This is a genomic window from Kineococcus sp. DHX-1, from assembly GCF_042473625.1.
GTDB lineage: Bacteria > Actinomycetota > Actinomycetes > Actinomycetales > Kineococcaceae > Kineococcus.
The window spans coordinates 3113593-3138212 of sequence record NZ_CP170445.1 but is presented as its reverse complement, the minus strand read 5'-3'; the positions used below and the strand labels follow the sequence as shown (position 1 = coordinate 3138212).

The 24620-nt window shown below is 74.2% G+C and carries 29 protein-coding genes; 19 read left to right on the top strand and 10 right to left on the bottom strand.

Annotation, left to right across the window (positions count from 1 at the left end):
• Positions 1 to 150 precede the first annotated feature (150 nt).
• The 5 genes from ACFEMC_RS15040 to ACFEMC_RS15020 are packed head-to-tail and all read left to right on the top strand — an operon-like array spanning position 151 to position 5139.
• The gene (locus ACFEMC_RS15040; protein ID WP_380170380.1) at positions 151 to 1476 is read left to right on the top strand and encodes an extracellular solute-binding protein; all 1326 of its coding nucleotides are present in this window, start codon (positions 151 to 153) and stop codon (positions 1474 to 1476) included.
• 8 nt (positions 1477 to 1484) lie between these two features.
• Complete coding sequence (locus ACFEMC_RS15035) at positions 1485 to 2402, top strand: carbohydrate ABC transporter permease (RefSeq protein WP_380170379.1); 918 nt, start codon at positions 1485 to 1487, stop codon at positions 2400 to 2402.
• A gap of 1 nt (position 2403) precedes the next feature.
• Positions 2404 to 3285, top strand: coding sequence for a carbohydrate ABC transporter permease (locus ACFEMC_RS15030; RefSeq protein ID WP_380170378.1), 882 nt, complete (start codon positions 2404 to 2406; stop codon positions 3283 to 3285).
• A gap of 16 nt (positions 3286 to 3301) precedes the next feature.
• Positions 3302 to 4027 carry a ThuA domain-containing protein gene (locus ACFEMC_RS15025; protein WP_380170377.1) on the top strand — a complete coding sequence of 242 codons (726 nt, stop codon included), beginning with the start codon at positions 3302 to 3304 and terminating at the stop codon, positions 4025 to 4027.
• Entirely contained in the window at positions 4012 to 5139 is a 1128-nt protein-coding gene (locus tag ACFEMC_RS15020) for a Gfo/Idh/MocA family protein (protein ID WP_367639350.1), read from the top strand. Before ACFEMC_RS15025 ends, ACFEMC_RS15020 begins: the two co-directional genes overlap by 16 nt.
• 87 nt (positions 5140 to 5226) lie before the next feature.
• Here ACFEMC_RS15020 and ACFEMC_RS15015 read toward each other — a convergent pair whose 3' ends face one another.
• The gene (locus ACFEMC_RS15015) at positions 5227 to 6108 is read right to left on the bottom strand and encodes an aminoglycoside phosphotransferase family protein (RefSeq protein WP_380170376.1); all 882 of its coding nucleotides are present in this window, start codon (positions 6106 to 6108) and stop codon (positions 5227 to 5229) included.
• 8 nt (positions 6109 to 6116) lie between these two features.
• Positions 6117 to 6491, bottom strand: a complete 375-nt coding sequence (locus ACFEMC_RS15010) for a VOC family protein (protein WP_380170375.1) — start codon at positions 6489 to 6491, stop codon at positions 6117 to 6119.
• A gap of 100 nt (positions 6492 to 6591) precedes the next feature.
• Here ACFEMC_RS15010 and ACFEMC_RS15005 point away from each other — a divergent pair, with 100 nt between their 5' ends.
• The 4 genes from ACFEMC_RS15005 to ACFEMC_RS14990 are packed head-to-tail and all read left to right on the top strand — an operon-like array spanning position 6592 to position 8759.
• A complete protein-coding gene (locus ACFEMC_RS15005; protein ID WP_380170374.1) occupies positions 6592 to 7068 on the top strand; it encodes an RNA polymerase sigma factor in 477 nt (158 codons plus the stop codon).
• The gene (locus tag ACFEMC_RS15000; protein ID WP_380170373.1) at positions 7065 to 7655 is read left to right on the top strand and encodes a methylated-DNA--[protein]-cysteine S-methyltransferase; all 591 of its coding nucleotides are present in this window, start codon (positions 7065 to 7067) and stop codon (positions 7653 to 7655) included. Before ACFEMC_RS15005 ends, ACFEMC_RS15000 begins: the two co-directional genes overlap by 4 nt.
• The gene (locus ACFEMC_RS14995; RefSeq protein ID WP_380170372.1) at positions 7652 to 8188 is read left to right on the top strand and encodes a DUF1697 domain-containing protein; all 537 of its coding nucleotides are present in this window, start codon (positions 7652 to 7654) and stop codon (positions 8186 to 8188) included. The genes ACFEMC_RS15000 and ACFEMC_RS14995 overlap by 4 nt, the downstream gene beginning before the upstream one ends.
• 1 nt (position 8189) lies before the next feature.
• Complete coding sequence (locus tag ACFEMC_RS14990; RefSeq protein WP_380170371.1) at positions 8190 to 8759, top strand: DUF6328 family protein; 570 nt, start codon at positions 8190 to 8192, stop codon at positions 8757 to 8759.
• Here the strand turns inward: ACFEMC_RS14990 and ACFEMC_RS14985 are convergent.
• Entirely contained in the window at positions 8711 to 9724 is a 1014-nt protein-coding gene (locus ACFEMC_RS14985; protein ID WP_380170370.1) for an ABC transporter substrate-binding protein, read from the bottom strand. The two genes, ACFEMC_RS14990 and ACFEMC_RS14985, sit on opposite strands and share 49 nt — an antisense overlap.
• A gap of 209 nt (positions 9725 to 9933) precedes the next feature.
• On the opposite strand from ACFEMC_RS14985, the gene ACFEMC_RS14980 reads away from it, so the two are divergent.
• Positions 9934 to 11088, top strand: coding sequence for a DegT/DnrJ/EryC1/StrS family aminotransferase (locus tag ACFEMC_RS14980; RefSeq protein ID WP_380170369.1), 1155 nt, complete (start codon positions 9934 to 9936; stop codon positions 11086 to 11088).
• Positions 11089 to 11099: 11 nt separating this feature from the next.
• Here the strand turns inward: ACFEMC_RS14980 and ACFEMC_RS14975 are convergent, their stop codons facing one another.
• The 6 genes from ACFEMC_RS14975 to ACFEMC_RS14950 all read right to left on the bottom strand — a co-directional run bounded on the left by ACFEMC_RS14975 (position 11100) and on the right by ACFEMC_RS14950 (position 16550).
• Positions 11100 to 12233, bottom strand: coding sequence for a glycosyltransferase (locus ACFEMC_RS14975; RefSeq protein WP_380170368.1), 1134 nt, complete (start codon positions 12231 to 12233; stop codon positions 11100 to 11102).
• Positions 12234 to 12261: 28 nt separating this feature from the next.
• Positions 12262 to 12756, bottom strand: a complete 495-nt coding sequence (locus ACFEMC_RS14970) for a DUF418 domain-containing protein (protein WP_380170367.1) — start codon at positions 12754 to 12756, stop codon at positions 12262 to 12264.
• Between the two features lie 144 nt (positions 12757 to 12900).
• Positions 12901 to 14739: a thiamine pyrophosphate-requiring protein gene (locus ACFEMC_RS14965; protein WP_380170366.1), complete on the bottom strand. Its 1839-nt coding sequence runs from the start codon at positions 14737 to 14739 to the stop codon at positions 12901 to 12903.
• Between the two features lie 57 nt (positions 14740 to 14796).
• Positions 14797 to 15126 carry a YtxH domain-containing protein gene (locus tag ACFEMC_RS14960; protein WP_380170365.1) on the bottom strand — a complete coding sequence of 110 codons (330 nt, stop codon included), beginning with the start codon at positions 15124 to 15126 and terminating at the stop codon, positions 14797 to 14799.
• Between the two features lie 84 nt (positions 15127 to 15210).
• Positions 15211 to 16317, bottom strand: coding sequence for an aminotransferase class V-fold PLP-dependent enzyme (locus tag ACFEMC_RS14955; RefSeq protein WP_380170364.1), 1107 nt, complete (start codon positions 16315 to 16317; stop codon positions 15211 to 15213).
• Between the two features lie 20 nt (positions 16318 to 16337).
• Complete coding sequence (locus ACFEMC_RS14950) at positions 16338 to 16550, bottom strand: hypothetical protein (protein ID WP_380170363.1); 213 nt, start codon at positions 16548 to 16550, stop codon at positions 16338 to 16340.
• A 149-nt stretch (positions 16551 to 16699) separates the two neighbouring features.
• Here ACFEMC_RS14950 and ACFEMC_RS14945 point away from each other — a divergent pair, with 149 nt between their 5' ends.
• From ACFEMC_RS14945 to ACFEMC_RS14905, 9 genes are all read left to right on the top strand, one after another.
• Entirely contained in the window at positions 16700 to 17428 is a 729-nt protein-coding gene (locus ACFEMC_RS14945; protein ID WP_380176811.1) for a metal-dependent transcriptional regulator, read from the top strand.
• Positions 17425 to 18354: a ribokinase gene (locus ACFEMC_RS14940; RefSeq protein WP_380170362.1), complete on the top strand. Its 930-nt coding sequence runs from the start codon at positions 17425 to 17427 to the stop codon at positions 18352 to 18354. The genes ACFEMC_RS14945 and ACFEMC_RS14940 overlap by 4 nt, the downstream gene beginning before the upstream one ends.
• Complete coding sequence (locus ACFEMC_RS14935) at positions 18351 to 19352, top strand: Gfo/Idh/MocA family protein (protein WP_380170361.1); 1002 nt, start codon at positions 18351 to 18353, stop codon at positions 19350 to 19352. Before ACFEMC_RS14940 ends, ACFEMC_RS14935 begins: the two co-directional genes overlap by 4 nt.
• Before the next feature lie 10 nt (positions 19353 to 19362).
• A complete protein-coding gene (locus ACFEMC_RS14930) occupies positions 19363 to 19800 on the top strand; it encodes a nitroreductase family deazaflavin-dependent oxidoreductase (protein ID WP_380170360.1) in 438 nt (145 codons plus the stop codon).
• Positions 19801 to 19962: 162 nt separating this feature from the next.
• Positions 19963 to 20379, top strand: a complete 417-nt coding sequence (locus ACFEMC_RS14925; RefSeq protein ID WP_380170359.1) for a hypothetical protein — start codon at positions 19963 to 19965, stop codon at positions 20377 to 20379.
• A 43-nt stretch (positions 20380 to 20422) separates the two neighbouring features.
• On the top strand, positions 20423 to 21097 hold the full coding sequence (locus ACFEMC_RS14920; protein ID WP_380170358.1) for a histidine phosphatase family protein: 675 nt from the start codon (positions 20423 to 20425) through the stop codon (positions 21095 to 21097).
• Positions 21098 to 21727 (top strand): nucleoside/nucleotide kinase family protein, encoded by a 630-nt coding sequence (locus ACFEMC_RS14915; RefSeq protein WP_380170357.1) that lies wholly within the window; start codon positions 21098 to 21100, stop codon positions 21725 to 21727.
• Positions 21728 to 21847: 120 nt separating this feature from the next.
• A complete protein-coding gene (locus tag ACFEMC_RS14910) occupies positions 21848 to 22225 on the top strand; it encodes a hypothetical protein (RefSeq protein WP_380170356.1) in 378 nt (125 codons plus the stop codon).
• 25 nt (positions 22226 to 22250) lie between these two features.
• Complete coding sequence (locus tag ACFEMC_RS14905; protein ID WP_380170355.1) at positions 22251 to 23651, top strand: threonine/serine exporter ThrE family protein; 1401 nt, start codon at positions 22251 to 22253, stop codon at positions 23649 to 23651.
• On the opposite strand, the gene ACFEMC_RS14900 is transcribed toward ACFEMC_RS14905, so the two are convergent.
• A complete protein-coding gene (locus ACFEMC_RS14900) occupies positions 23635 to 24600 on the bottom strand; it encodes an MsnO8 family LLM class oxidoreductase (RefSeq protein ID WP_380170354.1) in 966 nt (321 codons plus the stop codon). The two genes, ACFEMC_RS14905 and ACFEMC_RS14900, sit on opposite strands and share 17 nt — an antisense overlap.
• Positions 24601 to 24620: the final 20 nt, after the last annotated feature.

Here is a 24620-nt window from a genome sequence, read left to right as displayed (position 1 = left end):
GTGGAGCGCTTGACCGCGGCACCGAGACCCTCTTATGGTCATCGCCAGACAGCGCGGTCGAAAGCTTTTCGACAGCGTTCGACGCGGTCCCGCCCGGGGCCGCGGGGTGGAACAGCCGCAGGGCTGCGGCACGGCACAACGGAGATCACTGTGGATCACAACCGCGCATCGCGTCGGTCCTTCCTCGCCCTGGCCGGGGCGACCCCGCTCGTCGCCACCGTCCTGGCCTCCTGCGGCGACTCCGGTCCGGCGGGAGCCAGCTCGGACGCCGCGACGGACTGGATCCTCACGGGCGCCCCGAAGGAGGGCATCCGCCAGGGGGCCGTCGACGACTGGAACAAGGCCCACGAGGACCAGCAGATCAAGACCAGCTCGTTCCAGAACGACGCGTACAAGGCCAAGATCAAGACGGCCATCGGCGCCGGCCAGGCCCCCACGATCATCTTCGGCTGGGGCGGCGGCACGCTGCGCAGCTACGCGCAGGGCGGGCAGGTCGACGACCTGACCTCGTGGCTGCAGACCAACTCCGGTGTCAAGGACCGTCTGTTCGACGCGGCCTTCGCCGCGGGCACCGTGGACGGCAAGGTCTACGGCCTGCCCACCGAGACCGTCCAGCCGCTCGTGCTGTTCTACAACAAGAAGCTCTTCAAGCAGGTCGGCGCCGAGCCGCCGAAGACCTGGGACGAGCTCATGTCCCTGGTGCCGAAGTTCAACGCGGCCGGCATCGCCCCGATCTCCCTCGGCGGCCAGTCGCGCTGGACGAACATGATGTGGCTCGAGCTCCTCTTCGACCGCATCGGTGGCCCGGAGCTGTTCGAGTCCATCTACAACGGCCAGCCGAACTGGACCGACCCGTCCGCGATCGACGCCCTCACCAAGGTGCAGGACCTCGTCAAGGCCGACGGCTTCATCAAGGGCTTCGCGTCCATCACGGCCGACTCCAACGCCGACCAGGCGCTGCTCTACACCGACAAGGCCGCCATGATGCTGCACGGCACGTGGACCTACGGCGGCATGAAGACCGACGGCGGCGACTTCGTCTCCAGCGGCAACCTCGGCTACATGAACTTCCCCGAGGTGACCGGCGGCAAGGGCGACCCGATGAACACCTTCGGGAACCCGGCGCAGTACGTGTCGATCTCCTCCAAGGCCACCCAGAAGCAGAAGGACATCGCCCTGGCCTACTTCAAGGACGGTCTGCTGCAGGAGAAGGAGGCCGAGGCCTACATCAACGAGGCGGGCGAGGTCCCCATCGTCAAGGGGATCGACGCCAAGTTCTCCGGCCTGGAGGACGAGGAGTGGCTGAAGTTCACCTACGACCTCGCCACGAACGCCCCGTCGTTCGCGCAGTCGTGGGACCAGGCGCTCTCGCCCACCGAGGCCGAGACCCTGCTCGACAACATCGAGAAGCTCTTCGGCCTGGCGATCACCCCGCAGGAGTTCGCCAGCAACATGAACGCGGCGATCGGCAAGTGAGCGCGTCCGTGAGCGCGGCTCCCAGCCGCGTGCCGGTGAAGGCCACCCCCGCTGCCCACACGTCGACGGGTCGTCTGGGGTGGCTGGTCCTCCCGGCCCTGCTCATCTTCGTCGCCTTCGCGGTGATCCCCCTCATCGGGGTCTTCGTCCTGAGCTTCACGTCCTGGGACGGCATCGGGGCGATCTCCTTCACCGGGCTCACGAGCTGGAAGGCCGTGCTCACGGACCCGGGTCTGCCGCACGCGCTGTGGGTGACCTTCCTCGTCATCGTCCTGTCGTGGATCGCCCAGACGCCGCTGTCGATCCTGCTCGGGGTCTTCATCTCCGGCAGCCAGAAGTACCGGGCTGTGCTGGCGGTCCTGTTCTTCCTGCCGCTGCTGCTGTCCGCGGCCGCCGTGTCCATCGCCTACAAGGCGCTCCTGGACCCCAACTTCGGGCTGGGCCCGGGCCTGAACCTGGGCTTCCTGACCCAGGACTGGCTGGGGCGCGGCACGCTGGCCATGGGTGTCGTGATCTTCATCATCGCGTGGCAGTGGATCCCGTTCCACTCCCTCATCTACCAAGGCGCCATCCGCCAGATCCCGGTCTCGATGTACGAGGCCGCCCAGATCGACGGAGCCGGCCGGGTGCGGCAGTTCTTCTCCATCACGCTGCCGCAGCTGAAGAACACGATGATCACGTCCTCGACGCTGATGATCGTGGGCTCGCTGACCACGTTCGACCTGATCTTCGTCCTGACCCAGGGCGGTCCGAACGACGCGACCCGCGTCCTGGCCCTGGACATGTACCTGACCGGTTTCCGGGCCAACCAGATGGGCCTGGCCTCGGCCATCGCCGTGATCCTGGTCGTGGTGGGCCTGGTCCTGGCCCAGCTCCTGCAGCGCCTCGGCGGCAAGGAACGCAACTCCCAGCTGGAAGGTGCCTGAGATGGCGACGCAGACCGCAACCCCGCGCTCGGGGTCCCGCGTCGCGGGTGCTCCCAAGAACGGCACGACCGAGCGCAAGAACTGGCTCGGTGGCGCCTTCGGCTGGCTCTGGCTCCTCGTCGTGCTGGTGCCGATCTACTGGATCGTCATCACGAGCTTCAAGACCTCGGCCAGCTACTTCGGCACCAACCCGTTGCTCCCGGCGTCCACACCGACGCTGGAGAACTACAAGCTGGTCCTCGAGAACGACTTCCTCCGGTACTTCGCGAACTCCGTCATCGTCACGGTGGGCGCGACCGTCCCGGCGGTCCTCATCTCGTTCATGGCGGCCTTCGCGATCGTCCGCGGCGCCGGGCGCTGGCTCAAGGCGGTCAACGCCCTGTTCCTCATGGGGCTCGCGATCCCGCTCCAGGCGACGATCATCCCGATCTACCTGATCATCATCCGGACCGGCATGTACAACTCGCTCGGTGCGCTGATCCTGCCCTCGATCGCCTTCGCGATCCCGCTGACCGTCCTGATCCTGGCGAACTTCGTGCGCGACGTCCCGAACGAGCTGTTCGAGGCCATGCGCATGGACGGGTCCAGCGAGTGGGGCACCATGTGGCGGCTCGCGTTCCCGTTGACCCGGCCCGCGCTGGTCACGGTGACGATCTACCAGGGGCTGCAGATCTGGAACGGGTTCCTGCTCCCGCTGATCCTCACCGACCGGGCCGACCTGCGGGTCCTCCCGCTGGCGCTCTGGACGTTCCAGGGGCAGTACTCGGTCAACATCCCGGCCGTGCTCGCCTCGGTCGTCCTCACCACGCTGCCGATCCTCGCCCTGTACGTGGTCGGCCGCCGTCAGCTGCTCTCCGGCCTCACCGCCGGCTTCTCCAAGTGACCGGAAGGCTCCACCTGTGACTCGCCAGGCCCTCGTCGTCCGCGGCGGCTGGGACGGGCACTCGCCCGTCGAGGCCACCGAACTGTTCATCCCGCACCTGGAGGCGAACGGCTTCACCGTCCGCGTCGAGGACCTCGGCACCGACTTCGGGTCCAGCTCGAAGGCCACGCCGACGGTGTACACCGACGCCGAGTACCTGGCGACGGTGGACCTGATCGTCCAGTGCAACACCATGAACACCATCGAGCAGGCCGAGTTCGAGGGCCTGCGCACGGCCGTCGAGAACGGCACCGGGTTCGCCGGCTGGCACGGCGGCATCGCCGACTCCTACCGCGCGAACTCGGACTACCTCACCCTCGTCGGGGGGCAGTTCGGGTGCCACCCGGGCAAGCACCCCGACGAGCGCGAGGGCGGTCCGCAGGACAACTACGTGCCCTACCGCGTGAACATGCTGCCCGAGGCGGCGTCGCACCCCATCACCGAGGGCATCGAGGACTTCGACCTCGTGACCGAGCAGTACTGGGTCCTGTCCGACGACTACGTCGACGTGCTCGCCACGACGACCCAGGCCGTCCGCGAGTGGGACCCGTGGACCCGCCCGGTCACCTCGCCCGCGGTCTGGACGCGGCAGTGGGGCAAGGGCCGCATCTTCGTCGCCACCCCCGGCCACGACCCGGCCACCCTGAAGAACGAGAACGTCAAGACGATCATCGAGAGGGGCCTGTTGTGGGCAGCCCGCTGAAGGTCGGCGTCGTCGGCGCCGGTGTCATCTCCGCGCAGTACTCGGCGTCGCTGAAGCGCCTGCCGCAGCTGCAGATCACCGCGGTCAGCGACTTCGTCCCCGAACGGGCGCAGGCGCTGGCCGACGAGCACGGCGCGCAGGTGCTGTCGCTGGAGGAGCTGCTCGCCTCGCCCGACGTCGACGTGGTGCTCAACCTGACGCTGCCGCGCACGCACGCCGAGGTCGCCCTGCAGGCCATCGCGGCCGGCAAGCACGTGTACGGCGAGAAGCCGCTGGCGATGACCGTCGCCGAGGGCCGCGACGTCGTGAAGGCCGCGGCCGCCGCGGGCGTCCGCGTCGGCTGCGCCCCCGACACCGTGCTCGGCACCGGGATCCAGACGGCGCGCGCCCTGGTGGACGCCGGGAAGATCGGCACCCCGCACTCGGCCACCGCGTTCATGACCACCCCCGGTCACGAGCGGTGGCACCCGCAGCCGGACTTCTACTACCAGCCCGGCGGCGGCCCCCTGCTGGACATGGGGCCGTACTACCTGACCTCGCTGGTGCACCTGCTCGGCCCCGTCGTCCGGGTCGTCGGCGCGTCCACGCGTCCGTCGCAGGAGCGCACCATCGGGTCCGGCCCGCGCGCCGGGGAGTCGTTCGGCGTCACGATCGACACCCACATCACGGGCATCCTCGAGCACGCCTCCGGTGCGCTGTCGACGCTGATCATGAGCTTCGACACGTGGGCCGCGCGCCTGCCGCGCATCGAGGTGCACGGCACCGGAGGGTCGATCTCCGTCCCGGACCCGAACATGTTCGAGGGGTCCGTCGAGCTCTTCGCGGCGGCGACCGCGCCCGCCCCGGGGCCGGACGTGGACCCCGAGGCGAACTGGGTCGACGCGGGTGCCACCGCCGGGTACGTCGACTCCGGTCGCGGCTACGGCCTGGCCGACCTCGCGCTGGCCGTCGAGGCGGGCCGTGCCCACCGCGCCAACGACGAGGTCGCGCTGCACGTCCTCGAGATCATGGAGTCGGTCCAGGCCGCGGCCGACGGGCACACGTCGGTGACGCTGACCACGACGTGCGAGCGTCCCGAGGCGATCAGCACGCCGGTCGACCTCACCGCCTGACCGACCGCCTGACCGACCGGTCAGGACCGAAGGCCCCCACGCCCCCGCGTGGGGGCCTTCCGTCGTCCCTGCGGTCCCCCGTCGGGCCTACACGTCGGGCAGCAGCCGCCGGGCCGCCTCGAGCAGTGGCCGGGCGAGGGCCTCGGCCCCCAGCGCCAGCGCGTACGTGCCGGTGCTGACGCGTTCGAGGAACGCCCACTCCCACACTGCCCGGGGGTCGGTGCCCGTGCGCGCCGCGGCGTCCGCGCACCAGCCGCGGAGCAGGCCGGCCGGCCTGGGGTGGCGGAGGAGCTCGACGGACCAGTCGCGCAGGGCGACGCCGACGTCGTAGGCGGGGTCGCCGCGGAACCCGTCGGGGTCGACGAAGGCGGCGCCCGCGGGCCGGTCGGGGGCCAGCAGCACGTTGGCGGCGGCCGCGTCGCCGTGCAGCACCCGCGTCGCCTCCGGCACGAAGGCGCGCGAGCGCCGGGCCGCGCACTCCAGCGCGCGGGCCGTCACCGCGTCGACGGGACCGTCGACGAGGTCGAGCAGGAACCCGGCCAGGCCCGCGGCCCCGTCGACGGGCGGCTCGACGGCCGGCAGGCGCCACACGCGCGGCAGCAGGCCGGTGAGGACCTGCAGCTGGTCCGCGGGCGAGCGTCCCGACGCGGCGAGCGAGGGGCCGAGTCGCTCCAGCAGGAGGTCGTCGCCGTCGTGCGCCAGCACCCGGGCGAACCCGTCACCGCGTGCGGTGAGCAGGGTCCGCGTCGTCAGCGCGTTCCCCGGATCCGGGACGGGCAGCTTGAGCACCGCGGGCGCCCCGTCGGACCGCGTCACCGCGTGCACCACCGCGGCCGTCCCGCCGGCGAACGGTGCGCCGAGGTCGAGGCGCCAGCGGCGGACGAGCTCGTCGACCCGGCGGGGCAGGTCGCGCAGCCAGGCGTCGCCGCCGTCGGCGCGCCGGGCCCGCGCGGCGACGACGGGGGGCACGTGGCCGTTCAGCCCTCCAGGCACAGGCAGAACGGGTGCCCCGACGGGTCGGCGTAGACGCGCCACGTCGGGTGGTCGGCGTCGCCCTCGAGCAAGCGGCCGCCGAGCGCGAGGACCTGCGCCTCGGCCTCGGCGTAGTGGCTGACGTGCAGGTCGACGTGGGCCTGCTGCGGGACGGGGCCGGTGGGCCACGTCGGCGGCACGTGGTCGGCGGCGAGCTGGAATGAGAGCCGCCCACCGCCCGGCCCCTCGCTCCGCAGCGTCACCCACTCGTCGTCGGAGGAGTCCTCCACCTCCCACCCGAGCAGTGCGCCGTAGAAGGCGGCCAGACCCCGCGGGTCGGGGGTGTCGAGGGCGACGGTGCCGAGGCGGGCGTGGCTCATGGCCCGAGCCTGGCCCGTCCCGTGCCACGCTGTCCACGCCCTTCCCGGGGTGACCTCACATCCGGGGCGCCGGGAGCGTTGGTGGGGTGTGGGAGCAGCGGTGGAACCCTTCGAGCGCGTCGTCGAGCAGCACGGCGCGACGGTCCTGCGCGTGTGCCGGGCCGTCGTGGGCGAGCACGCCGCCGAGGACGCCTGGTCGGAGACCTTCCTCGCGGCCCTGACCGCCTACCCGCGGTTGCGGCCGGGCAGCGACGTGCGGGCCTGGCTGGTGACGATCGCCCACCGCAAGGCCGTCGACGTGCTGCGCGCCCGGTCGCGGTCCGCGGTCCCGGTGGCCGAACCGCCGGAGCCGCCGCCGTCGGGGGAGCACCCGGGCGACGGGCGGGCCGAGGTCTGGCGCGCCGTGGCCGCTCTGCCGCCCAAGCAGCGGCAGTGCGTGGCCTACCACCACGTCGGCGGCCTGCCGTACGACGAGGTGGCCGCCCTCGTGGGCGGCACGCCGGCGGCGGCGCGGCGTGCGGCGGCCGACGGCATCGCCGCCCTGCGGCGGACCTGGACGACGGAGGTGGAGTGGTGAGCGTTGCCGAAGAACTCCTCGCGCAGAGGTTGCGGGAGCAGTTGGCCGAGCGGGCGGCCGCGGCGGGGGTGCTCGACGTCGCGTACCGGACGCTCGACTCCCCGCTCGGCCCGCTCCTGCTCGCAGCGACGACGGCCGGTGTCGTGCGGGTGGCGTTCGCGCAGCAGGACCACGACGCGGCGCTGGACGACCTGGCCCGACGGGTGAGCCCCCGGGTCCTGCGGGCCCCCGCCCGGCTCGACGCGCTGGCCCGCGAGCTGGAGGAGTACTTCGACGGCCGGCGCCGGGAGTTCGACGTCCCCGTCGACCTCTCCTTGGCGACGGGCGACTTCCGCCGCACCGTGCTCCTCGCCCTGCAGCACATCGGGTACGGCGTCCGCATCAGCTACGCCGCGCTGGCCGCGGACGTCGGGAACCCCCGCGCGGTGCGCGCCGTCGGGACGGCCTGCGCCCGCAACCCGGTGCCGCTCGTGGTGCCCTGCCACCGCGTCGTGCGCACCGACGGCAGCAGCGGGCAGTACGCCGGCGGGGCCGAGGCGAAGAGCCGGTTGCTGCAGCTGGAGCACGAGGCCAGGGTGGGGGCGTGAGATGGGTCGTCCTCCTGCGCGGGGTGAACGTGGGCGGCGTGACCGTGCGGTCGGCCGCGCTCTCGGCGTGCCTCCAGCAGGCGGGTTTCACGGGGGTCCGCTCCATGCTCGCCAGCGGGAACGTGGTCCTCGAGGCGGAGGACGGGGTGAGCGCGCAGGACGTGCGGTCGCGGGCCGAGGCGGCGCTGCGGGCGGCCTTCGGGTACGAGGCGTGGGTCGTGGTCCTGACCCCGCAGCGGTTGGCCGAGGTCGCGGCGGCGTACCCGTTCGGCCGGGACGACGAGCGGTTCCACCCCTACGTGGTGTTCTCCTCCGACGCGGAACGTCTCTCAGTTCTCGCGGCCGAGCACACGCCGGACGGTGCGGAGTCGGTGGCCCTGGCCGGTGACGTCCTCTACTGGCAGTGCCCGAAGGGGGCGAGCACGGACACGCCCTTCGCCCGGCTGTCGGGTGCGGCGCGGTGGAAACCCTTCGTCACGACGCGGAACCTGCGCACGGTCGGCAAGCTGCTCGCCGTCGCGGACGGGTCCTGACGTGACGACGGGCACCCCGGACCCGGAGGACGCCTACCGCGTGTTGCGCCGCGAGACCCCGACCGAACGCCTGGACCGCAACTGGGGCGAGTTGCTCCAGGAACTGCGGGTCGTGCAGACCGGGGTGCAACTGCTCACGGGGTTCCTCCTGACCCTGCCGTTCCAGTCCCGGTTCTCCGAGCTCGACCGGTACCAGGAGTCGGTGTATGTCGTCGTGCTGCTGCTCGCGGTGAGCGCGGTCGTGCTGTTCATCGCGCCGGTGGGGTACCACCGGGCCCTGTTCCAGCAGCGGTCCAAGGCCCGGCTCGTCCGCGCCGGATCCACCTTCGCCAAGGCCGGGCTGGCGACCGTCGGGGTGGTCGTGTCGGGCGGGGTGTCCCTCGTCGTCGACGTCGTCGGCGGGCGCGTGGCCGGCTGGGTCGCCGGTGGTGCGGTCGCCGCGCTCATCCTCGTGTGCTGGTACGCCCTGCCCCGCAGGGCGTTGGCGGCCGCGGTGCGCGAACGGGAGCAGGCGGCGCAGGGTCAGACCAGCGCCGCCGCGAGTCCGGGGACGAGTCGGGAGACGCCGTAGGGGACGGACAGGACGCTGTTGTAGGTCATGGCGCCGCGGACGTCGAGGTCCGGCAGCACGAGACCCCCGCGGCGGACGACGGGCAGGTCGGCCAGCACGCGGTCGGCCTGGACGCCCGCGCGCGTGGTGTCGTCGGTGAGCACGACGAGGACGTCCGCGTCGAGCAGGTCGAGCTGCTCGGAGGAGACGTCGATGAAGAAGCTCTCACCGGTGTCGAGGGCTGCGAGGTCCGGCGGCAGCGAGAACCCGAGGTCGCGCAGGAACGCGCCCCGGGCGTCCTGCGGTGAGAACACGCCGTACTTGCCCTCGTAGGGGAGGGCGACCACGCCCGTGCGACCGGCGAACTCCGGGTGGGCGGCGACGGCGTCGGTGAAGGCCGCGTCGGCGGCGTCGGTCAGGCGCCGTCCCTCCGCCTCGCGGCCGAGCGCCCCGGCGACGGCGAGCGTGGTGGCGGTGCGGTCCGCGGCGTAGGCCGCGGACCCGGCCGGCCGTGCGAGGACGGGGGCGATCTGGGACAGCTGGTCGTAGCGCGCCTGGTCGATCCCGGAGACCAGCGCCAGGACGAGGTCGGGCCGCACGCTCGCCACCTGCTCGACGTTCGCCTGGGTGTCGGAGGTGAGCTTGAGCAGGTCCCCGGTGAGCAGGCCGGTGGCCCACGGCCCGAGCCCCTGCTCGGGGTAGAAGCTGAAACCGGTGTTCGTCAGCGGCTGCTGCCCGAGGGCGAGCAGCGGGTCCGCGTCGGTGACGCCGAGGACGGCGACGCGACCGGCGGGCGCCTCGAGGACGGTCTCGCCGAAGGCGTGCCGGTAGCGGAAGGGGAACCCCGCCGTCGTGCCGGCGCCCCCCGTCTCGGCCCCCGTCTGCGCGGGCGACTCCGAACCGCTGCACGCCGAGAGCGCGACGGTGCCGGTGGCACCGAGCACGGAGGCGGACAGGAGGTGACGGCGGGTGAGGCGCGGAGGCATGGAAGTGAGCTTAGCCTGTCCTCATCTACACCTCGTTCGGGTGTTCTCCGGAACGCAGGGTGACGTTTCGTGACGCGCTGCGCGGCAACGGTTTCGGTACCCGTACGGGGGATCCCGTGGACCGGGTGGGGAGTGTTAGCTTCCTGCCGTCCCGGGGGGTCGGGACGGGGAGGCCGGCCACGACCGGCCGTGTGAGGGGGATGGACGACATGGCGCAGGCGCCGGTCTCGCAGCAGGTCACTGAACAGGTTCCGGTCTACCGGCCCTACCTCGGTCCTGAGGTCCAGCAGGCGGCCCAGGAGGCGCTCGCGGCCGGGTGGCTCGGGATGGGTCCACTGAGCAAACAGTTCGAGGAGGCCCTCGAGGAACGGCTGGGGTTGACCGACCGGCGGGTCGTGTCCACCAACAGCTGCACCGAGGCCCTGCACATCGCCGCGCGCCTCATCGGTCTGGGCCCGGGGGACGAGGTCATCGCGCCGTCGTTCACCTACGTCGCGGGCCACCAGGCCATCAGCCGCACCGGTGCCGAGGTCGTCTTCGCCGACGTCGACCGGGAGTTCCTGACGCTCGACCCGGCGCGGGTGCGCGAACTCGTCACCGACCGCACCCGGGCGATCCTGGTCGTCGACTACCTCGGGATCCCCGCCCGCGTCGACGAACTGCGCGAGATCGCCGACGAGCACGGGTTGCGCATCATCGAGGACGCCGCGCACGCGTTCGGGTCCAGCAGCCGCGGTCGTCCCGTCGGGTCCTTCGGCGACATCACCTGCTTCAGCTTCGGACCCGTGAAGACCATCACGACCCTCGAGGGTGGCGCCGTCGTCACCCCGGACGCGGCGGACGTGCAGACCCTGCGCGAACTGCGGCACCTCGGCATCAACTCCGACACCGATGCGCGCTACCGCAACCAGCGGAACTGGGACTTCGACGTCGTGCGGCAGGGGTACCGCTGCCACCTCGGCTCGGTGCCCTCCGCGATCGGTCTGGCGCAGATGCCGTTGCTCGACGAGATCGTCGCGAACCGCCAGGACTACTGCCGCTACTACGACGACGCGTTGCGGCCCCTCGACGGGCTGCTGACGTTCGACACCGACTGGGACGGAGTCGCTCCCTACCTCTACGTGGTCCGCGTCCTGGACGGTCGCCGCCAGGCGCTCGTGGAACACCTGGCCCAGCGGGGGATCGCGACGGGCATCCACTACTACGGCGCCCACGGGTACTCGTTCTACGCCGACGCCCGGCGCGGGGACCTCAGCGTCACCGAGGAGGCCTCCGAGCAGGTCCTCACGCTGCCGCTGCACCCGTACATGGAGAAGGAGACCCTGGACCGCGTCGTCGACGGGGTGCGGTCCTTCCCCGCCTGACGCCGCGCACGTCAGCGGAAGGCGTTCAGCGCGTCCACCCAGGCGTCGGCCATCGGGCCGCGGTCGAAGGCGCGGACGTGGTCCAGGCCCAGCTCGGCCTTGCGGCGCAGGGGGCTGGGGTCGCGCAGGTGCGCGCGCAGCGCCTGCGCGAGCGCGTCGACGTCCTCCACGGGCACCAGCTCCCCGACGCGGCCGCCGTCGAGGGCGGCGCGGACGCCCTCGGCGCAGTCGGCCGCCACGACGGGGACACCCAGGGCCACCGCCTCCAGCAGGGCCAGGGGGAGTCCCTCGTGCCGGGACGGCAGCACGAACAGGTCGGCGTCGGCGACGGTGGGCAGCAGGGGGGCGTCGGCCCCGGCGAACTCCACGGTGTCCGAGACCCCGAGCTCGGCCGTGAGCCGCTGCAGGGCGGTCAGTTCCGGCCCGTCGTTGAGCACGAGCACGCGGTGCGGCGCGTCTCCGACGACCTGCGCGTGGGCGCGCAGGAGCAGGTCGTAGCCCTTCTGCGGCGCCAGGCGACCCGTGGCGACGACCACCGGCACCGCGTCGTCCGCCCGGACGGCGAGCAGGCTCCCCGGCCCGCCGGCGGTGTCCCGCACGGCGGCCAGGTCGATCCCGTTGCGCACGACGCGGATCCGCCCGGCGGGCAACCCGTTGCGCACCAGGGGGTCCACCAGGGCTGCGGCCACCGCGAGCGCCCCGTCCGCGTGCGCGTGGGCGTACCGGGTGGGACGGTGCAGCCGCGGCGGCACCCACTCCTGCAGCGCCTCGTCGAGGTCGGCGTGCACGGCGACCACGAACGGGCGGCGCGCCAGCCGGGACGCCAGGAACCCCGCGAGGACACCCGGGCCGATCTCCGAGGCCGTCACCACGACGTCCGCGTCCCGGGCCAGCGCCACCAGGCGGGGCAGCCCGCTGAGGAGTCCCTCCCGCAACCGGCCCGTGCGGGGGGAGAGCCGTTCGACGACGACGCCCGCCGGGACGGGGCGCTCGCCCTCCCCGCGGCTCAGCACGGCCAGGCGCGCGCCCGCGTCCGCCCACCGCCGCGCCAGGTCGACCGTGATGCTGACGGCCCCGTTGGTGCGCAGCGAGTCGGCCACGAAGAGGACGCGGGGCGTGGACAGCGGGACCTCCGGACGGTGCACGGGCCGGGCCTGTCCGGCTCCCGCGAGACTAGCCCGCCGGGACGGGCCGGGGTGGGAACCGTCGCTGCACCCGGGCACCGACCGCCTCCGGCGGTCCATGACGTGCGGTGCGCGCCAGCACGTGCGCGACGGTCGGGACGATGGTGGCGACGAGGAGGTGCACGCCGAGCGTCAGCCGGGGCCGGTCGTCCGTCGTGGCGGCCCACCCCAGGCCCCAGCCGTGGCAGAGCGCGGCGACGAGGAGGTCCTGCAGGACGTAGCAGGACAGGGCGCACCGGCCCACCTCCGCGAGGCGTCGTCCGACCCAGCGCGGGCCGTCCGCGCCCCGACGGTCCTGCGCCTGCAGCACGAGGGCCAGCACGCCCAGCGAGACGAGGACCGCGGTGCCGTAGCGCGTCGCCAGGACGGCGCACCCGCCGCCGGCGACGAGCAGCACGCCCTCCGCGACGATCCCCACGACCCCCAGCGCGAGCAGTCGGCGCCGCAGCCGCGCGGCACCGGGGTCGAGGAGGCCGGCGCGCACGAGGCCCGACGAGGTCGAGGAACGAGCCGCCGCCGTACGGGGTGTCCAGACCCGGGCCCGCACCGGTCGCCGTGCGGCCGAGCACCGTGCGGTCGGCGGGTGCACCGGCGCGTCGGCAGGAGGGAGTGCGCCGGCGCGAGCGGGCTACTCCGAGCGGCGTACGCGGTCGCGGACCGCGCGGGCCGCCGCCCCGACCGTCTCGCGGACGCCCTCGACGACGATCTCGCGCGCGGCCGGGTCGCCGTGCAGCCCGGCCTTCACGGTGGCCTTCGCCGTGGAGACGACCTGGTCGAGGCTGACGTGCGGCGGGATCATCGGCACGTTCGGGTCGACGACCGCGTCGAGGACGAACGGCCGGTCCGCGCCCATCGCGGCGGTGAGCACCTCGTCGAGGCCCTCGGGCCCCTCGACGCGCCGGCCGGCGAGGCCGAGCAGTTCGGCCCACCCGGCGTACGGGACGTCGGGCACGTCCATCGCCGCGTCGAACGGCACCTCGCCCTGCATCGCGCGGGCCTCCCAGGCCACGAACGACAACTGCCGGTTGTTCATGACGACGACGACGAATCGCGGGTCGGCCCACGTCCGCCAGCGCTGGGCGACCGTGACGAGTTCGGACAACCCGTTCATCTGCATCGCCCCGTCACCCAGCAGCGCCAGGACCGGGCGGTCGGGGTGGGCCTGCTTCGCCGCGATCGCGTAGGGCAGGCCGCCGCCCATGGACAGCAGGGTCCCCGACAGCGACGCGGTCATCCCCGGCCGCAGGTCGAGGTCGCGCGCGAACCAGCTCGTGACGGTCCCGCAGTCGACGGCGACCTGGTGGTCGTCGGCGAGCCGGTCGGACAACCCGCGCACCACGAGCTCGGGGTTCAGGGGGTTCGCCTCGGCCTGCGCCCGTTCGGCACCCCACGCGTCCCAGGCGTGGTTCCACCGCGCGATGTCCTCGCGCCACGACGGGTCGGGGTCGGCCCCCTCCAGCAGCGGCAGCAGGGCGGCGAGGGTTTCTCGCGCGTCCCCGACGAGGTTGACCTCGGTGGGGTAGCGCAACCCGCAGCGGGTGCCGTCGACGTCGATCTGCACGGCGCGGGCCTGTCCCGGGGCGGGGTAGTACTCGGAGTACGGCATGGTCGTGCCGACCATGAGCAGCACGTCGCACTGGCGCATGAGGTCGTAGCTGGGGCGGGTGCCGAGCAGGCCGATCGCCCCGGTCACCCAGTCGAGGCGGTCGTCGAGGACGGTCTTGCCGAGCAGCGCCTTGGCGACCCCGGCGCCGAGCCGGTCGGCGACGGCGGTGAGTTCCTCGGTGGCGCTCAGAGCGCCTGCGCCAGCGAGGATCGCGACCTTGCGGCCCGAGCGCAGGACCTCGGCCGCCTGCGCGAGGGCCTCGGTGCGGGGAGTTCCCGGCAACGACCCCGGGACGGCGGAGGTGTGCGTGTACCCGTGCCCCTGCGGGACCTCGACGACGGCGTCGGCGTCCTGCACGTCGCTGGGCAGCACGACGGCGGTGACGGTCCGGCGTTCCAGCGCGGTGCGCGCCGCGCGGTCGACGACGTGCTGGACCTGGTCGGGGCGGGTCACCTGGAACACGAACTCCCCGGCCACGTCGCTGTAGAGGCGGACGAGGTCGAGTTCCTGGTAGTAGCTCGTGCCGAGCGCGTTGGACGCGGTCTGGCCCACGAGGGCCACCACCGGCACGTGGTCGAGCTTGGCGTCGTACAGGCCGTTGAGGACGTGCACCGCACCGGGTCCGGAGGTGACGACGGCGACGCCGAGCGGGGAGCCGCCGTACTTCACGTCGGCGGTCGCGGCGAAACCCGCTGTCTCCTCGTGCCGCACCTGGACGAACTCCGCGTCGCCGGCCTCGACGGCCCGGCCGATCGCCGAGACGACACCGCCGATCCCGTCGCCGGGGTAGCCGTAGAACCGGTGGGCGCCCCACAGGCCCAGACGCGAGACGACGTGGTCACCGACGGTGGGAGAACTCATGTCCCCACCCTCGGTGCCACGCCGTCGGTGCGCACCCGCAGGTGCGCTGCTCCCGGATCAGTCCGTGGGCATCCGCGTGTGGTGCTGGTCCCCGAGCGGGGCGTCACCGGCGCTCGCACCGTTCGACCCGCTGCCGGACACCTTGTCCTTGACCGTGCTGGCGACGGACCCCGCGGCGGCGCCGACCTTCTCCTGGGCGGCGGCGCCGGCCTGGCGCGCCAGGTCACCGGCCTTGTCCTCGAGGTCGACCACGCGGGACTGCACCTTGGGGTTGCCCCACAGCCGGCTCACCGAGCTGCTGATCTGCTCGTACCGTTCCCGGCCGGCGCGCGCCCCGAGCACGTACCCGGCCCCCGCCGCCGCCAGCAGCAGAACCTTGCCCACCATGAACTTCCTCCTCTGCGCAGAACTGTCGCTCGGTCTTCTACCCAACTCTGGCAGTGCGGAACACGGGCCGCCCGCTGGAGACGCTCAGGAGCGGCCCAGGAGAGCGGTCACGAGCGCCTCGACGTCGGCGGCCGTGGTGTCCAGGTGACCGCTGACCCGCAGGACGGGCGACGTCATCTCCAACGGAGCCCGCTCGACCCCGGCCGCGGTGGTGACGATCCCGTCGGTGGCGACGAGGTCGGCGCGCAGCCCGGCGACGTCGAGGGCCTGCAAGGGGCGCAGGGTGACGGTCGCGCTGGGTTCGTCGAGCGGTTCGCACACCTCCCAGGACCCGGCGAGGCCGTCGGCGAGGAGGCGGCGGGTGGCCGCCCCGACGGCGGCGAGGCCCGCGTGGACAGCGGCGGGGCCGAGGTCGACGTGCTCGGCGAGGGCCGCCGCGAAGCCGACGCGTCCCGCGACCGTGGCCTCGGCCTGCTCCAGGGGGCCGCAGCGCTGCGAGAGCGGACCGCGCACGGCCACGAACCCGACGCCCCGCGGCCCCGCGAGCCACTTGCGCGAGGTGCCGTAGACGACGTCCGCGTCCCGCGCTGCGGTCGTGTCGAGGTGACCGAACGCCTGCGCCGCGTCGACGACGACCGGCAGTCCCGCCGCGCGGCAGACGGCGACGACGTCCGCGAGCGGCTGGACGGTCCCGGAGTGCGACCCCAGCCAGGTCAGGTGGACGAGGTCGGGCCGTTCCGCGGGCCGCGACAGCGCCTGCGCGAACGCGTCCGGGTCCCAGCGGTGCGGGCCGTCCACGACGAGCGTGCCGATGCCCAGCGCGCGCAGCACGCCGAGGTTCGGGCCGTACTCACCGCGCGGGTGGGCGACCGCCACCGGCAGGTCGCCGGGCCAGCGCAGCAGCAGCTGGCGCAACGCGTCCTCGGCGCTGTGCACGAAGGCCACCACCCCCTCGCCCGGCTGCCAGCCGAGCAGGGTGCGCACGTCCTCCCGCGCGCGGTCCAGGACGGGTTCGGCCTCCAGGGCGGCGACGTACCCGCCGCGGGTCGCCTCGGCGCGCAGGTGGGTGGTGACGGCGTCGAGCACGGCCCAGCTGCTGCGGCCCGCGGCGGCGGAGTCGAGGTGCCGCAGGGAGCGCGGGGGACGGGTGCGGCGCCACGCGGGAGCCAGGTCGGGAGCCAGGTCGGTCACGCGCCGATCCTGGCACCGCGTCAGCCCGCGGCGCGGGCCCGGACGGGTCGGGTGCCGCGGACGCGGCCGAGGCGCCACCAGGCGGCGGCCCACCACACGAGCGCGACGACGGTGGCGAGGGCGGCCGTGGTCCAGCGGGCCTCGGCGGCGGTCACGCCGGCGACGAGCAGCAGGGCCAGTCCTACGACAACGTCGGCCGCCGAGACCACGGTGTCCCGTCCGTTCCTGCGCACGACGCCCTCCTCCGGGCTCGGAGCCCACCTCGTCGAACAGTGCCTTCCGTCCGACTGTAACCCCGAGTTCGGTGCACCGAAACCCGGGCGCGCGGGCTGGCCCGTCCAGGGCCGGGGGGAGTGCAGGGGCGAGGTGGCAAGCTGTGGCCGTGCCCCGCGCCTCGACGACCTCCACGACGGCGGCGGCCACGCCGGCCGCGGAGGACTGCCTCAAGACCGTCTACGCCGCGGGGGAGTGGTCCGACGCCAAGATCACGCTCTCGATGCTGGCCCAGAGCATGGGCGTGTCCCCGTCCACGGCCTCCGAGGCCGTCCGCAAGCTCACCGACGCGGGTCTGCTGCGCCACGAGCGCTACGGCGGGGTCGAGCTGACCGACGACGGCCGCACCCGGGCCCTGGCGGTCGTGCGGCGGCACCGGCTGCTGGAGACGTTCCTCGTCGCCGACCTCGGGTACTCCTGGGACGAGGTGCACGAGGAGGCCGAGGTGCTCGAGCACGTCGTGTCCGACCGCATGCTCGACCGCCTCGACGCCCGGCTCGGCCACCCCGAGCGCGACCCGCACGGGGACCCGATCCCGCGCGCGGACGGCACGGTCCCGCAGCCCGGGGCGCACAGCCTCTCCGACGTCCCCGAGGGTGGGACGGGGGTCGTCGCGCGCATCTCCGACGCCGACCCGGAGGTCCTGCGGTACTTCGCCGAGCTGGGCATCGGCCTCGACGTGCGGCTGGAAGTGTTGCAGCGCAGGGAGTTCGCCGGGACGACGGTCGTCCGGCTGGGCGCCGAGCGCACGGTCGACCTCGGTGACCCGGCCGTCGCGGCGATCTGGGTCCTGCCCGTGCGGGGCGAGACGGGGACCCAGACGGGGGAGCGCGCGTGAGCATCACCTACGACAGCCACGGCAGGCCGCACGCGGAGAAGACGCACGACGTCACCGTCGTCGGCAGCGTCAACGCGGACCTCGCGATCCGGCTCGACGAGCTGCCCCCGGCGGGGCAGACGGTGCGCGGTGCCGACGCCGAGCGCGGCCTCGGCGGCAAGGGGGCCAACCAGGCCGTCGCCGCGGCACGTCTCGGCCGGCGCGTCGCGATGGTCGGCGCCGTCGGCGAGGACGCCGAGGGCCGTGGGCTGCGCGACGTCCTGGCCGCAGAAGGGGTCGACGTCGAGCACGTCGCGGCCCTCGACGCCCCCACCGGGGTCGCCGTCGTCCTCGTGCACTCCGGGGAGTCGACGATCGTCCTGAGCCCGGGGGCCAACGACCGCGTCGACGACGCCCGGGTGCGGACGGCGGCCGGGATCGTCAGCTCGGCCCGCGTCGTCCTGCTGCAGTGCGAGGTGCCCGACGACGCGCTGCTCGCGGCCGCCGAGCTCTGCACGGGGCTGCTCGTCCTCAACCCCGCGCCGGCCCGGCCCCTGCCTCCGCAGCTGCTGATCCGCGCGGACCTGCTCGTGCCCAACGCGGGGGAGCTGGCCGTGCTGACCGGCGAGCCGGTCGCGACCGACGTCGACGGCCTCGTCGCGCAGGCGCGGGCCGTGCGCCCCTCGGGCACGACGATCGTGACCCGCGGCGAACGCGGGTCGCTCGTCGTGACCCCCGGCGGGCACGCCGAGGTCGCCGCCGTGCCGGCCGACCTCGTCGACGCCACCGCCGCCGGGGACAGCTACGTGGCGGCGCTCGCCGACGGGCTGCTCGACGGCCTGGGCCTCGTGGAGGCCGCGCAGTGGGCCGCCCGCGTCGCCGCCGTGACCGTGAGCCGGGCCGGGGCCGCGCAGTCCCTGCCCCGCAAGGAGGAGGTGCCGCAGTGAGCATCGGGTGGGGTTTCGTGGGCACGGGCGGCATCGCCCGGGACGTGGCCGGGGCGCTGGACCTCGCACCCGGGGGACGGCTGGCGGCCGTCGCCTCGCGCGACGTCGACCGCGCGCGCCGCTTCGTCCCCGACGGACGGCAGGACGTGGGGGCCTACGGGTCGGTGGAGGAGATGCTGGCCGACCCGTCGGTCGACGCCGTCTACGTCGCCACGACGCACCCCCAGCACCACGCGCCGGCCAAGGCCGCGCTGCTGGCCGGCAAGGCCGTGCTCGTCGAGAAGCCGATGACCGTGAGCCTGGCCGCGACCCGGGACCTGCTGGACACGGCTCGGGAGCGCGGCGTCTTCCTCATGGAGGCGTACTGGACGCGCTTCCTGCCCGGGACCGTGGCGCTCCTGGAGCTCCTCGGCCGCGGCGAGGTCGGCGAGGTGCACGGCCTGCACGCCGACTTCGGCTTCCCGGCCCCGGACTCGCTGGCGCGGTTCCACGAACCCGCCATCGGCGGTGGCTCCCTCTTCGACCTCGGTCCCTACCCGGTCGGCCTGGCGCTGACGCTGTTCGGGACGCCGTCGACCGTGCGGGTGGCGGGCTCGCTCGCACCGTCGGGGGTGGACCGGCAGGTCGCGCTCGCCCTCGGCTGGGACTCCGGCGCCGCCGCGGCCCTGTCCACGACGATGGTCGCGCGCACGCCGTCGCGCGCGTGGATCGAGGCCGCCGAGGGGTGGATCGAGGTCGGGTCGCCGTTGCCGGCCGCGCCCGGCTTCACGGTCCACCGCACCGGCCCGGACGGCACGGACCACGTGAGCGAGCACGACCACTCCGTCGCCCACGGGCACCGGTTCATGCTCGAGCACGTCCACGAGTGCCTCACCGCGGGCCTGACGAGCAGCCCCCTGGTGACGCCGCAGTTCTCCCTGGACCTCGCGACGGTCTTCGAGACGGCCGTGCGCGAGCTCGGGATCACCCGGGCGGCGGAGCTCGAGGGCGCTGACTAACCTCCGGAGCATGCCCTTGACCGGAGAGTACGAGCCCAGCCCCGAGGCGTGGGTCCGCGAGCAGGTGGAGCAGTACGAGTCCAGCGGTGGGACGGAGGGCACCGAGCTGCGCGGCATGCCGGTCGTCGTCCTGACGACCCAGGGCGCGAAGTCGGGGAAGCTGCGCAAGCAGCCCCTCATGCGCGTCGAGCACGACGGCCGCTACGCGGCGGTGGCCTCCCTCGGCGGCGCCCCGAAGAACCCCGTCTGGTACCACAACGTCAAGGCCAACCCGCTCGTGGAGCTGCAGGACGGGCCGGTGAAGCGGGACTACACCGCCCGCGAGGTGACCGGCGACGAGAAGGCGCAGTGGTGGGAGCGGGCTGTCGCGGCGTACCCCGACTACGCCGACTACCAGCGCAAGACCGACCGCGAGATCCCCGTCTTCGTCCTCGAGCCCGCCGAGTGACCCTCCTCGCGAGCCTCTGACCTGCGACGACGCTGGTCACCCGGACGGCCGTTGGGCCGTCCGGGTGACTTCTCCTCAGATCATGGTCCGTCCTGTCGGACACTGGTTGTCACACAGAGAACACTCTGGGCAACTACTTCGGGCTCGGGACAGGAGACGACGATGCGACTCGGAACGGTGACCTCGGCCCCGGCGGTCCGCACCGCCTCCCGGCTGGACGGCATCAGCGGCACGGAGTCGGTGACCCCGGCCCGCCGCATCACGCCGGAGTGGATCGACGAGGACCCGCTCGACGAACTGACGCAGTCCGACCGCGCCCTCCTCGGCCACCTCTACGGCGGCGGCGACGAGACGGTCGACGTGAGCGCTGCGCCCGTGGCCTCGCTCGCGCGGGAGATCAACCGCGAGCGCGCCAGCGGCATGGTCTCCGACCACCGCGACCTCACGGCCGAGGACCTGCGCCGCATGATCGGGCGCCTGACCTTCACGGCCAAGGAGCCGGTGCCCGTCGAGGTGCAGCTGCGGCTCATGACCATGCTCAACGGCTCGACGCAGGGCCGCCTGGACGTCGTGCTCTGACGCAGACGGGACGGCGAGTCACGGGTTCTGCGATCGTGGCGGCGTGCGACTCCTCCTCGTCCGTCACGGCCAGACCCGTTCCAACGTCGAGCACCTGCTCGACACCGCCGTCCCCGGCGCCGACCTGAGTGACCTCGGGCGCGAGCAGGCCCTGGCCCTCGTCCCCGCGCTCGGCGGACTGGGCGTCGGGGCGGTCACCGCCTCCACGCTCGTGCGGACCCAGCAGACGGCGGCCCCGCTCGCCGCCCACCTCGGCCTGCCGGTCTCCGTCGCCGACGGTCTGCGCGAGATCGAGGCCGGGGACCTGGAGATGCGCGGGGACGAGGCGTCCGTGCGCCGCTACCTCGACGTCGTCGCCGCCTGGTTGCACGGGGACCTGTCCGTCGCCGAACCCGGCGCCGAGGACGGGCACGCGTTCTTCGCCCGGTACGACGCCGCCGTCGCCGACGCGCTGGCGGCGGCCCGCGCCGCGGACGTCGAGACCCTCGTCCTCGTCAGCCACGGCGCGGCCATCCGCACCTGGGCCGGCTCCCGCGTGCGCAACGTCTCCGCCGACTTCGTCATCGCGACCGGCCTGGAGAACACCGGGGTCGTCGACCTCGTCGGGTCCCCCGAGGAGGGGTGGACCTGCGAGCGCTGGGCCGGGGCCGTCGTGGCTCCGGAACAGGCCGCGGCGACCGGTGCGGGCGCGGCCGCCGAACCGGGCTCGGTGTTCTGAGTGGCCCCCTCGAACCCCGCGTACGAGGTCCTCCTCGAGCGTGCCCGCGCCCTGACCACCGGGGAGCGCCGCGTCCTGGGGCTGGTCGGGCCGCCCGGTGCGGGCAAGTCGACCCTGGCCGCCCGGCTCGTGGCCGACCTCGGCCCCGAGCTCGCCGTCCTCGTCCCCATGGACGGGTTCCACCTGGCCGACGTCGTGCTGGAGGCGCTCGGCCGGCGGGACCGCAAGGGCGCCCCGGACACCTTCGACGCCGGCGGCTACGTCGCCCTGCTGCGGCGCCTGCGGTCCCGGGAGGAGGCCGTCGTGCACGCCCCCGAGTTCCGGCGCGACCTCGAGGAACCCGTCGGCTCGGCCCTGCCCGTCCCGCGGGAGGTGCCGCTCGTCGTCACCGAGGGGAACTACCTCCTGCTGCGGGAGGGGGAGTGGGCCCGCCTGGAGGGCCTGATCGACGAGACCTGGTACGTCGCCCCCGACGAAGGCGCCCGGCTCGACCGCCTCGTCGCGCGACACGTGGCCTTCGGCAAGGAGCCCGCGCAGGCCCGGGCCTGGGCCCTGGGCAGCGACGAGGCGAACGCGGCGGTCATCGCGGCGAGCAGGCACCGGGCCGACCTGGTCGTCGACCCGGGTTGAGGAGCGGTTGCGGAGGTTCTGAGGAGGGCGGTCCGGGCTGCAACCGGCGGGCGGCCGCGTGCGTCCACTCCCCGAACGCGCACGACCCGAGAACCGCCAGACCACCGGGAGGTCGGATCCATGAACCGCCGCACCACGCTCACCCTGACCGCCCTCACCGCGCCCGCGCTCGCCCTCGTCCTGACGACGTCCAGCTCCTCGGCGAGCACGACCGTCACGGGCGACCAGGCTCCCGACGCCGCGGTCGCCCAGGCCGTGACGTCGAGCCCCCTGACCGCCGGCGTCCCCGCGGGCTCCTTCACCGTGGGCGACGTCCGCGTCGCGGGGGCCTGGGCCGCCGCCGACCTCCAGCCCACCGACCCCGACGCGCTCGACCCGGCCACGGCCGTCCTGCGCTCGGACGGCACGCGGTGGACGGTCGTCGACCTCGGGACCGCCGGCGTCGGCTGCGACGTCGTCCCGGTCACCGACCGCGTGGCCCTCGCCCTCAGCTGCTGACCGAGCGCTTCGATAGCGTCACCGCGTGGCGCTGCGCACCGGACTCCCGACGGCACGGTGGAGGAGCCGGCTGGCGGAGATCGTCGCCGGCGAGACCCCCTCGGTCGAACAGGTCGTCGACGGGGGCCTGACCCGGCCCGAGGCCCTCGAGGCCCTCGACGCCGTCGCGCGCATGGCCGAGGCCCTGCTCTCGGCGGGAGCCTCGGCCGCGGACGTCACCTCGCTCGCGCTGCGGGCCGCGGCCGGCGCCGGCCTGCGGCACACCCAGGTCGACATCAACTACACCGCCGTCATCATCTCGACGGCGGGCGCCGACCGCGTCCCGCTGACCTCGGCGCGCGTCGTGAAGGTCCGCGCCAGCGACTACTCCCGGCTCGGCGCGCTGTACGAGCTGGCCCACGAGGCCGGTGACGGCCTGCCGGCCGAGGAGATCAACACGCGCCTGAAGCGGCTGCTGTCCCAGCGCCGCCCCTACCGGCCGTGGATCTCCGCGGCCGGGACGGTCGGGCTGGCGGCCGCCGTCGCCGTGACCATCGGCGGCACCTGGGCCGTGGCCGTCTGCGCCGCGTTCGTCACCTGCGTCCTGCAGGTCGTCCTGTCCGCGCTGAACCGCCGCGGCCTGCCCGCCTTCTTCCAGCAGTTCGCCGGCGCGGCCATCGCGACGGCCTTCGCCCTCGCCCTCCTCGTCGCCGGCCCGCACCTGCCCGACTGGGTCGGCCGGCTGCCGCCGTCCCTCGTCGTCGGGTCCGGCATCGTCGTCCTGCTCGCGGGGCTCTCGCTCGTCGGGTCCGCGGAGGACGCGATCTCCGGCTTCTACGTCACGGCCGGCGCGCGCGCCTTCGAGACGGTCCTGCTGACGACAGGGCTCGTCCTCGGCATCGCCGCCGTCCTCGACCTCGGCCAGCGCGCCGGCATCGGCCTCAGCCTGACGTTCTCCAGCGGGGAGTCCTACCCCCTCGCCGTCCAGGTCGCCGCCGGCGCCGTGGCCGCCTTCACCTGGGCCGTGTCGGGGTACGCGGGCCTGCGCGCGGTCCTGCTGGCCGGGCTCGCCGGGGCCACCGCCGTCTTCGCCGCGGGCGTGGCGACCCTGCTGGGCACCGGCCCGGTCGCGGCGGCCGGGCTCGCGGCGCTGCTCGTCGGGCTGCTGGCCGAGGGCACCGCGTGGCGCTGGGGCGTCCCCGGTCTCGTCGTCTCCGTCTGCGGGATCGTCCCGCTGCTGCCCGGGCTGGCCATCTACCGCGCGATCTTCTCGATCGTCGGCGGCGGGACCTCCGCGGGTCTGGCCCAGCTCGTCACGGCCTTCGGCACCGCGCTCGCCCTCGCCGCGGGCGTCACGCTGGGGGAGTTCTGCTCCCAGCCGCTGCGGCGGGAGTTCGACCGCATCGAGCAGCGCGTGCGGCGGCGCTCGCTCAACCGGCAGTTCTGAGGTCCCGCACCAGCTCGACGAGCCGGGTGTCGTTGCGCGCCTCGACCTCCTCCTCGTGCGGGGTGGCTGCGAGCAGCAGCTCGTCGGCGCCGGTCCGGTCCAGCAGCTCCTGCAGCCTCGTCTGCACCTCCTGCGCCGTCCCGGCCACGGCGTCGGCGAGGTGCCGCTCGACGTCGGCGCGCTCGCGAGCGCTCAGGTGCGCGGCGGCGGCGTCCTCCGGGGTGGGCAGCGGCCCGAACTCCCCGCGGCTGCGGGCTCGGGCCAGCGCCACCGCCTGCGGCAGGAGCTCGCGCCGCGCGGCCGCCTCGTCGCGGGCGACGACGACGTCGAGCAGCAGGCTGACCCGACCCCCGGGGTGCTCGGAGCGGTAGCGCCGCAGCGGGTCGGCCTCCCGCAGCAACCGGCCGCCCACGACGACGGGCAGCCCCAGGCGCGCCGCCGTCGCCAGCCCCTCGCCCGTGGCCAGCAGCCACACCGGCGGCGCCGTGACGCGGGGCCGCAGCGTCACCGGTCCCCGGCCGTGCAGCCAGTCCAGCAGCTCGGCGAGGCGCTCGTCCGCGTCGGCGCTCGCGAGCGCTCCCAGCGCGTGCCGGACCGGCGCGGTGAACCCGAGCGACCGCCCCACCCCGACCTCCACACGGCCCGGGTGCAGCGCCGCGAGGACCGCGACCTGCTCGGCGACGACGAAGGGGCGGTGGTTGGGCAGCATGATCCCGGCCGTGCCCACCCGCACGCGCGTCGTGGCCGCGGCGACGGCCGCCAGCAGCACCGTCGGGGCCGGGCCCACGACGCCGGGGACGGCGTGGTGCTCGGCCACCCAGAACCCGTCCGCGCCGAGCGCCTCGACCCGGCGCGCGCGGCGGACGGTGGCCAGCAGGGCGTCGGCGTCCTCCTGCCCCGAGCGCACCCGCGAGCGGTCCAGGATCGACAGCGCGGGAGCGGTCGGCACCGGGTCAGCACACCACGCGG

Bases quoted from the DNA above. Each gene is read 5' to 3' on its own strand.
- ACFEMC_RS14910 (WP_380170356.1), top strand. From the start codon at position 21,848: ATGAACCGCCGCACCACGCTCACCCTGACCGCCCTCACCGCGCCCGCG.
- ACFEMC_RS15010 (WP_380170375.1), bottom strand. From the start codon at position 6,491: ATGAGCCACGCCCGCCTCGGCACCGTCGCCCTCGACACCCCCGACCCG.
- ACFEMC_RS14985 (WP_380170370.1), bottom strand. From the start codon at position 9,724: ATGCCTCCGCGCCTCACCCGCCGTCACCTCCTGTCCGCCTCCGTGCTC.
- ACFEMC_RS15030 (WP_380170378.1), top strand. From the start codon at position 2,404: ATGGCGACGCAGACCGCAACCCCGCGCTCGGGGTCCCGCGTCGCGGGT.
- ACFEMC_RS14980 (WP_380170369.1), top strand. From the start codon at position 9,934: ATGGCGCAGGCGCCGGTCTCGCAGCAGGTCACTGAACAGGTTCCGGTC.
- ACFEMC_RS14930 (WP_380170360.1), top strand. From the start codon at position 19,363: ATGCCCTTGACCGGAGAGTACGAGCCCAGCCCCGAGGCGTGGGTCCGC.
- ACFEMC_RS14960 (WP_380170365.1), bottom strand. From the start codon at position 15,126: ATGGTGGGCAAGGTTCTGCTGCTGGCGGCGGCGGGGGCCGGGTACGTG.
- ACFEMC_RS14965 (WP_380170366.1), bottom strand. From the start codon at position 14,739: ATGAGTTCTCCCACCGTCGGTGACCACGTCGTCTCGCGTCTGGGCCTG.
- ACFEMC_RS14925 (WP_380170359.1), top strand. From the start codon at position 19,963: ATGCGACTCGGAACGGTGACCTCGGCCCCGGCGGTCCGCACCGCCTCC.